The 8,410-nt window shown below is 70.3% G+C and carries 8 protein-coding genes and 2 pseudogenes; 3 read left to right on the top strand and 7 right to left on the bottom strand.

Going from position 1 to position 8,410, the window contains the following annotated elements:
• A pseudogene (locus ABIB16_RS11040) lies at positions 1–95 on the top strand (IS5/IS1182 family transposase); the annotation flags it as partial.
• Between the two features lie 15 nt (positions 96–110).
• Positions 111–359, top strand: coding sequence for a beta/alpha barrel domain-containing protein (locus ABIB16_RS11035; RefSeq protein WP_060974079.1), 249 nt, complete (start codon positions 111–113; stop codon positions 357–359).
• 106 nt (positions 360–465) lie between these two features.
• Here ABIB16_RS11035 and ABIB16_RS11030 read toward each other — a convergent pair whose 3' ends face one another.
• The 6 genes from ABIB16_RS11030 to ABIB16_RS11005 form a co-directional block, all read right to left on the bottom strand.
• Entirely contained in the window at positions 466–1,521 is a 1,056-nt protein-coding gene (locus ABIB16_RS11030; RefSeq protein WP_002854314.1) for a type II glyceraldehyde-3-phosphate dehydrogenase, read from the bottom strand.
• Positions 1,522–1,609: 88 nt separating this feature from the next.
• Positions 1,610–2,284, bottom strand: a complete 675-nt coding sequence (locus tag ABIB16_RS11025; RefSeq protein ID WP_060974078.1) for a DUF305 domain-containing protein — start codon at positions 2,282–2,284, stop codon at positions 1,610–1,612.
• Between the two features lie 59 nt (positions 2,285–2,343).
• The gene (locus ABIB16_RS11020) at positions 2,344–4,581 is read right to left on the bottom strand and encodes a copper-translocating P-type ATPase (RefSeq protein ID WP_060974077.1); all 2,238 of its coding nucleotides are present in this window, start codon (positions 4,579–4,581) and stop codon (positions 2,344–2,346) included.
• Between the two features lie 75 nt (positions 4,582–4,656).
• A complete protein-coding gene (locus tag ABIB16_RS11015; RefSeq protein ID WP_060775536.1) occupies positions 4,657–4,986 on the bottom strand; it encodes a heavy-metal-associated domain-containing protein in 330 nt (109 codons plus the stop codon).
• 71 nt (positions 4,987–5,057) lie between these two features.
• On the bottom strand, positions 5,058–6,227 hold the full coding sequence (locus tag ABIB16_RS11010) for a sensor histidine kinase (protein WP_060974076.1): 1,170 nt from the start codon (positions 6,225–6,227) through the stop codon (positions 5,058–5,060).
• Complete coding sequence (locus ABIB16_RS11005; protein WP_060974075.1) at positions 6,224–6,949, bottom strand: response regulator transcription factor; 726 nt, start codon at positions 6,947–6,949, stop codon at positions 6,224–6,226. Before ABIB16_RS11005 ends, ABIB16_RS11010 begins: the two co-directional genes overlap by 4 nt.
• 157 nt (positions 6,950–7,106) lie before the next feature.
• Between ABIB16_RS11005 and ABIB16_RS11000 the strand changes: the two genes are divergently transcribed.
• A complete protein-coding gene (locus tag ABIB16_RS11000) occupies positions 7,107–7,973 on the top strand; it encodes a F510_1955 family glycosylhydrolase (RefSeq protein ID WP_036340675.1) in 867 nt (288 codons plus the stop codon).
• Positions 7,974–8,315: 342 nt separating this feature from the next.
• Here ABIB16_RS11000 and ABIB16_RS10995 read toward each other — a convergent pair.
• Positions 8,316–8,410, bottom strand: a pseudogene (locus ABIB16_RS10995) (IS5/IS1182 family transposase); the annotation flags it as partial.

Raw genomic sequence — 8,410 nt, 5'->3', positions numbered from 1 at the left:
CGACCCGGTATGACAAGTACGCGATCGTCTACCGGTCCGCTGTGGTGCTGAATGCTGTGATCGCATGGTCCAAACGATTGTCAGACATGCCCTAGTCGGTCATCCTCAAAGTGACGCTGCCGGAGCGGGCGGACTTCTACCGCGAGTTCGTGGACCATCCCCGAGTGATCCGCGTCCTGGCCCTGTCGGGCGGCTATACCCGGGCCCAGGCCACCACCCTGCTGGCCCGCAACCACGGCGTGATCGCCAGCTTCTCCCGCGCCCTGACCGAAGGGCTGAGTACGGCCCAGAGCCCAGCGCAGTTCAATGCGGTGTTGGATGAGGCCATCAACGCGATCGCGACGGCCTCTCGCACCTGACCGGAGGCCATAGGACCGCTGCGGTAGTCTGCGGCCGCCGAAGCGGTGTCCGACCACCCCCCATTCCTGGGGCCGGGCACCGCCTCAGCGGCGTCTGCCGCGCAGTTCAACGGGCAGCCACCGAGGAGCGCACGAAGTCCTGGCGCACCCCCAAGGCGCGGTCGGTGCGCCGGATGGACTCGCCGCCGTCGTCGACGGTTCCGGTGAGGGCCCGGATCGCGTCGATGTTCTCGGGGACGACGATCGCCTGGTTGTCCACCGTGTAGGTGTAGTACAGCTCGTTGCCGTCCACGGTGAGGATGTCTTCCCAGAGGGCCACCTCATACATATCACCCCGGGGCCGGCCCAGGTCCTCCATGAGTTCCACGGTGCTATTGACCGCCACGACGCCGTCCGAGCGCCGGACGAAGGCGATCCGCGGCATCGCCCGGAACGCCTCCAACACCTCCTGCTTCTCGGCCGGGCGGGTGAGCTCGATCGTCCAGTAGTGCAGGTGGTTCTGAGTGTGGGCTCCCTTGGCGGCCATGGTGACCACGTCCAGGTCCGGGACCACCGACTGGGCGTCGGGCCCCTGATGGCTGGGGATTCGGCCCTCGGGGACGATGGTGTTCATGATCCCCGAGTGGTCCGATTCCCACGGATCGGTGGCCCGGCGGATGAGCACCCCCCGGGCCTTGGACAGCAGTCCGACGTCCTTCAGCGCGGTAAGGGCCCGGACGGTGGCGGTGGTATTGCAGGACACCACCCGGGTGCTGTCCCGGCCCAGGGCGGTGGCGTAGTTGGCGTGGGCGACGAAGGAGTGGCCGGTGAGATCGTGCTTCTCCCCGCCCTGGAACACGGATTTGACCCCGTGGGCACGGTAGAGCTCCAGGTTGCCGGCGCCCACCTGGGCCGGGGTGCAGTCCACCACGACGTCAACGTTCTCGAGCAGGTCGTGCAGGCCTCCGACGACGGGAAGGCCGGCATCCGCCATCACCGGTAGGGCCTGCTCGGTAGAGGCGTAGACGGGGATACCCTTCCCGGCCGCAGTCGCGATCCGGTAGTCAGCGATGACGTCACTGACTCCGACCAGCGCCATGTCCTCCTGGGCCCGGACCGCGTCGGCGACGCGTTTGCCGATGACCCCGTACCCGTTCACCGCGACCTTGATCTTGTCCTGCATGCTCGTCTCCTTTCCTGGAGGACCCGTTCCGGTTTCGGGGTCTATCGCCAGCCGCGTCTCACCGGATGCCCGCAGCGGACGACGGTGCTCAGAGCTTGTCGAGCATCTGTTGCATTTCGGTGATCTCGGCCTCCTGGTCGGCGATGACCTGCTCGGCGAGCTGCACGGCCTGCGGGTTCTGGCCGTCCTCGACCTCGTCCTTGGCCATGTCCACGGCGCCCTTGTGGTGGGCGGTCATCTGCTCCAGGTACAACCGGGCGGCCTCGGTGCCCTGGGCCTGCTCCAGGGCGGCCATGTCCTCCTCGGACATCATCCCGGACATCCCGCCGTGGTCCATGCCCTCCATACCGTCCGTGTCCACGGGGTCTTGGCCCCAGGCGGTGAGCATGGCGTTCATGCGCTCGATCTCCGGGCCCTGGGCGTCGATGACCTTCTGGGCGAACGCGGCCACCTCCGCCGGGACGTCATCCTTGGCCAGCAGCATCTCGCTCATCTCAACGGCCTGCTGGTGGTGCGGGATCATCATTTGGGCGAACATCACGTCCGCGTCGTTGTGCTCGGCGGAGACCTCCTCGGCCGAACCGGTCGCCGTGGTGGACGGTGTCGCGGTGGCCGTGGCCGCAGGGGTGGCGGCGGGGGCGGAGCTGGTCGCGGTGGCCGAGGCCTCAGCGCCGGCGTTCTCGTCCTGGGCGCCGGTGCCGCAGGCGGTCAAGGTCAGGGCGGAGGCCAGGGCCAGGGCGGTCAGCGTCATGGTGCGTTTCATGGTGGGTCCTTCCACAGTGGGTTGAGGGTTCATATCAGAGTTAGCGCCAAGAGGCGCGATCAGGAGGTCGCGGGTTGAAGGGCAGCCTGCGACCGGGGGCGCTCGAGAGGAGCCAGGTGCTCCGGGTCCAGGTCGATCCGGCGCAGCAGCTGGGCGTTGAGGGCCACCACGATGGTGGAGACGGACATCAGGATCGCGCCCACCGCGGGGGAGAGCACGAACCCGATCGGGGCGAGCACGCCGGCGGCCAGCGGCACGGCGAGCACGTTGTAGCCGGTGGCCCACACCAGGTTCTGGATCATCTTGGTGTAGCTGGCCTGGGAGAGCTCGATCATCGACAGCACCGCGCGGGGGTCGTTGCTGGCCAGCACAACGCCGGCGGACTCCATGGCCACGTCGGTGCCGGCGCCGATGGCGATGCCGACCTCGGCCCGCGCCAGCGCCGGGGCGTCGTTGACGCCGTCGCCCACCATGGCCACGGACAGTCCCCGGGACTGCAACTCGGTGACCTTGGTGTCCTTGTCCTGGGGGAGGACCTCGGCGAAGACCTCGTCGATGCCCAGGTCCGCCCCGACGGCCTCGGCGACCTGGCGGGCATCGCCGGTGATCATCGCGACCTTGATGCCGCGGGCGTGCAGGGCGGCCACGGCGGCCCGGGACTCGGGGCGGACCTTGTCCTCCACGGCGACCGCGCCGATAACGGACCCCTCGCGCAGCACGTGCAACACCCCGGCCCCGCGCGCGGTCCAGGAGGCGGTGTGCTCAGTGATCTCCGCCGGCATGGTCAGGTTAAGCTCGCGCAGCATGTTCGGGCCCCCGACGAGGATCTCGGAGCCGTCCACGGTGGCGCGCACCCCGCGGCCCATGGCAGCACTGAAGTCCGTGCCGCGCTTGCGCAACGTGCTGGCCTGCGGGTGCTGCCCGGCGGCGGTGACGATGGCCCGGGCCACGGGGTGCTCGCTGTCAGCCTCGGCCGCGGCGGCCACCGCCAGCAGTTCTGCCTCGGACACGCCGGGCATCGCGGTGACGGCGGTGACGACGTGGGCGCCCTCGGTCAGGGTGCCGGTCTTGTCGAACAGGACCACGTCGATGGTGCGCATCCGCTCCAGGGCCATCCGGTCCTTGATCAGGACCCCGGACTTGGCGGCCTTCTCCGTGGAGAGGGCGATCACCAGCGGGATGGCCAGGCCCAGGGCGTGCGGGCAGGCGATGACCAGCACGGTCACGGTGCGGGTGACCGCGTCGGTGGGCTGGCCGATCGCGGTCCACACGATCGCGGTGATGATCGCCGCGACCAGGGCGAACCAGAACAGCAGGGCCGCCGCCCGGTCGGCCAACGCCTGGGCGCGGGAGGAGGATTCCTGGGCGTCAGCGACCATCCGCTGGATCCCGGCCAGGGTCGTGTCGGTCCCGACGGCGGCCACCTTCACCCGCACGGTGTTGTCGGTGGCCACGGTCCCAGCGACCACCGTGTCCCCGGCCTGGCGCAGCACAGGCTTCGACTCCCCGGTGATCATCGCCTCGTCGAACTCCGCGGCGCCCTCGAGGATGGTCCCGTCGGCCGGCACCCGGGCCCCGGCCCGCACTAGCACCACATCGCCCACGGCCAACTCGGTGATCGGCACGGTGATGGTGTCACCGTCCACGACCTTCTCGGCCTCCTCCGGCAGCAGCGCCGCCAGCGCGTCCAAGGCGGAGGAGGCCGCGCCCAGGGCGCGCATCTCCATCCAGTGGCCCAGCAGCATGATGACCACCAGCAGCGCCAGCTCCCACCAGAAGTCCAGCATCAGGTCCCCGATGCCCAGGGTCGTGACCCAGGAGGCGACGAAGGCCACCGTGATGGCCATCGCGATCAGCAGCATCATCCCGGGCTGGCGGGCGCGCAACTCGGTCAGCCCGCCCTTCAGGAAGGGCATGCCGCCATAGAGGTAGATCACGGTGCCCAGCACCGGGGCGATCCACGCCGAGCCCGGGAACTCGGGGACGTGGTAGCCCAGCAGCTGCCCGACCATGTGGCTGAAGAACACCACCGGGATGGAGAGCACCAGTGAGACCCAGAACCGGTTCTTGAACATCGCGGTGGAATGCCCGGCGTGCTGACCGTGGTCGTGGACCTGGTGCTCCTCGTCCAGGGCCGAGTGGGCGTGGCCCTGGGGCATGGCCTGCCCGTGGGTGGCCGCGTCCGCGGGGTGGTGGGCGGCATGGTCGGTGTGGTTGGCGTGGCCGGCGTGGGGGTTCGGGTCTGGGTGTTCGGCGGTCTGGTCGGTGGGGTGATCGTGGTGGTGCGGGGTGCTCATGGTGTTCCTTCTGCTCGGCGGTCTGTTCGGCGACCGGCTCGGCGGTGGGGCGCCGACCTCGAGGGGATGGGTCGGTTAGATCCGGACGCGGTAGCCGGCCGCTTCGATGGCCGTCCGCACGGAGTCCGCGGAGGCGGGCCCGGTCACGGTGACGGGGGAGGCCCCGCCGGCGACCAGTTCGACCCGGACATCGTCCACCCCGTCCAGGGCGCTCACGGCCTCGGCGACGGAGCCCACGCAGTGTCCGCAGGTCATGCCCTCCACCTGGTAGGTCGCGTCGCCGGCGCTCGTCCCGGTTGGGTCGGCACTCTGGCGCCCGGCGGGGGCGGTGGCGTCGGCGGCTGGGGCGCAGCACGAGCAGCCGTTGGTGGCCCCCGGCAGCGGGGTGCGGGCGGATTCGGTCATGACGGTCTCCTTCAGGTCTGAGGGCGGCGCCGGACGGCGCCTCTCCTCTTGGTATATACCCCCTGGGGGTATCATTCAAGGGGTGGAGCGCCGGTGTTCACGGTGGATAAACGGGTGCGCCGGTAGGTGGGCTGGTCGGGGGGCTGCTTGGTGGGCAGGTCGATGGTGAACGTCGCCCCGGCCGTGGTGGAGGTGGCGCTCAGGGTGCCGCCGTGGGTCTGGATGAGAGCTCGGGAGATGGCCAGGCCGACCCCGGAGCCGCCGTGGTCACGGTCGCGGGCGGTGTCCCCGCGGTAGAAGCGTTCGAAGACGTGCGGCAGGTGCTCGGGAGAGATCCCCTCCCCGGTGTCGGTGACGCTGAGCGTGACCCCGGACGGGCTTTGTCGGGCCTCGAGGGTGACCCGGCCCCCGGCCGGGGTGTGGCGCAGGGCGTTGGTGAGCAGGTTGCCCAGGACCTGGCCCATGCGCTGGCGGTCCACGTCCACGGCCAGGCCCGGATCGGCGTCCATGGTCAGGGCCACGCCCTTGGTGGCGTAGGCCTCCTTGTGGGCCTCGGTCGCGGCATGCAGCAGCCCGCTGACCCCTTGGGGGCTGCGGTCCAGTTCGATCCGGCCCTCCTCGGCGCGGGAGACGTCGTTGATGTCCTCCACCAGCCGGGTCAACCGGGCCAGCTGCTCGCCCATCAGCTCACCGGTGGGCTCGTCCCAGTGGGACACCCCGTCTTGCAGGGCCTCGTGGTAGACGGTCAGCACGGAGACGGGGGTGCGCAGCTCGTGGGCCAGGTCCGAGAGCATCCGTCGACGGGTGTCCTCGGTGCGCTGAAGCCGTGCGGCCATGGTGTTGAAAGACCCTGCCAGCTCCTCCACCTCGGTGCCGGCGCCCATGGCCGGCACGCGGGTGTCGTACCGTCCACCGGCCATGGCCTTGGCCGCCTGGGTCAGGGCGTTGATCGGACTCTGGATCCGGCGGGCGACATTCCAGGTCAATGCCAGACAACAGATCAAGGCCGTGGCCAGGGCCACGCCCAGGGTCCAGAAATTGGCGTCCCGGTAGGCCTGCTCCACGTGCAGCACCTGGGCTGCATCGTGTCCGGCCCCGGCCTGTTCCAGGTGCTCGTGGAACAGTGGTGGGCCGGCCAGGGAGGCCACCACCACCGCGGCCAGCACGCTGGCCCCCACCACCAGCAGCTGGGCGAGGAAGAACCGGGCCGCTAATCCTTGGTAGCGCCGCCGGCCGGTCATTGCTCCGCCATCCGGTAGCCGACCCCGCGGACGGTGTCGATATAGCGGGCCGGGTCCGCGTCGAGTTTGCGGCGCAGGTTCTTGATGTGCACGTCCACGAGCCGTTCATCGCCCACCCAGGCCGGGTCCCAGACGATATCGATCAGCTGGCGCCGGGAGAAGGCCTGGTGCGGGCGCCCCGACAAGGCGGCCAACAGGTCGAACTCCGTGCGCGTTAGTTGCACCACCTGGCCCGACACGCGGGCCTCGTGGGCGGCCAGGTCGATGACCAGGTCACCGCAGACCCGTTCCGGTTCGGGGGCTGACACCGTTGTGCGCGGCCGGCGCATGACCGCCCCCACCCGGGCGACCAGCTCCCGGACGCTGAAGGGTTTGGTGATGTAGTCATCGGCCCCCACCGCCAATCCCTCCAACCGGTGGTGCTCATGGCCGCGGGCGGTGAGCATCAGCACATAGCACTCGGAGAAGGCCCGCACCCGCCGGCACACCTCGATCCCGTCCAGCCCGGGCAGGCCCAGGTCCAGGACCATCACGTCGGGCTCGTGAACCCGGGCGGCCTGCACTGCGGCCGGGCCGGTGTGGGTGAGGGCCACCTCGTAGCCGGCCCGCTCCAGGTAGGTGGCCACCATGCGCGCCAGCGGCTTCTCGTCATCGACCACCAACACCCGGCCGGCCGCCGGACCAGTCCCAGTGTCAGTCCCAGTGCCAGTGCCAGAATTCATGGGTCCAGTCTCGCTCTGTCTCGCGCCCCGGCGGCTCAGAACGGTGCCGGGGCGGGGAATCTTCATCGAATCTTCAAGGCAAACCGCCCCATCCCGGCGCGTCACCGGCCGACAATGGTAGATAGCCCCGCCTTTTGGCCCGGGGCGGAAAGGCTCCATGACCCCCCTGACCCGCAGAACCCTGATCGCCGGCGGGCTGACCCTGCTCGGCGCTGGCACCCTCACCGCCTGCGCCGCGCCGAACCCCGCGACATCCCCGGCGGCCGGCACCGGCACGCAGGGCACCGGCACGGCCATCACCCACGTCCATGCCCTCACCCGGGACCCCGAGTCCGGTGAGGTGCTGCTGGCCACCCACCAGGGCCTGTTCCGGCTCCAGGACGGGGAGCTGACCCAGGTCGGTCCGGTCGTGGACTTCATGGGTTTCACCCTGACTCCCGAGGGCCGCTACCTGGCCTCGGGTCACCCCGCACCGCGCACCGACCTGCCCGAGCCGCTGGGCCTGGCCGAGTCCACCGACCGGGGCCAGAGCTGGACGGTGCTCTCCCGCGGCGGCGCATCCGATTTCCACGCCCTGGCCGCCGGCCCGAACGGGGTCCTCGGCTTCGATGGGCAACTGCGCGCCAGCACCGACGGCCTCACCTGGCAGAGCCTTGAGATCCCCGTCGCCCCGGCATCGCTGGCGATCTCCCCCAAAACCGGGACCGTGCTGGCCACCACCGAAACCGGCATGTTGCGCTCGACCGACCACGGCGCGACCTGGACCACCCTGGACACCCCCCAGCTGATGCACCTGGTCGCCTGGGCCGATGACACCACCGCCGTGGGCGCCGGCACCGAGGGACACCTGCTGACCAGCACCGACGCCGGCGACACCTGGACCGCCAGCGACCGCCCGGTCGGCACGGCCACCGCCCTGGGAACGGGCATCACCGACGACGGGCAGACCGAAGCACTGCTGGTCGTCGGCTCGACCGTGCTGTCCACCACGGACGGCGGGAACACCACCGAATCGCTGCTGTGACCTCCCCCCGCCGCCCCCTGTCCGGCTGGCCCGCCCTTCGAACCGTTCTGGGCACCCTCGTGTTGATCCTGGGCCTGCTCGGGATGCACGCTGGTACGGGCACCAGCGCGGCTTGGGCCGCCACCGGTACGGCCGCCGCCACAACTGTTCATCACCTCGGGCCGGGCGCCATCGGTCCGGCCGGCATGGTGCCCGAGGTCGTGCTCCCGGCCGAGCCTGCCGGGGATGAGGCAGCCGACCCCGGGTTGCCGGTCTGTGCCCTGGAGGCCGTGGACGATACCTGCGCCTCGGCCCTGACCAAGGCACCTGTCGTGTCCCACTTGGCCTCCCGGGCCCTCCTGCCTAGGGCATGTCTGACAATCGTTTGGACCATGCGATCACAGCATTCAGCACCACAGCGGACCGGTAGACGATCGCGTACTTGTCATACCGGGTCG

This window comes from Micrococcus sp. UYEF5 (assembly GCF_040546065.1).
Lineage (GTDB): Bacteria > Actinomycetota > Actinomycetes > Actinomycetales > Micrococcaceae > Micrococcus > Micrococcus luteus.
Note: the sequence above shows the minus strand (reverse complement) of the source record. Positions and strands in the feature narration are given on the sequence as shown.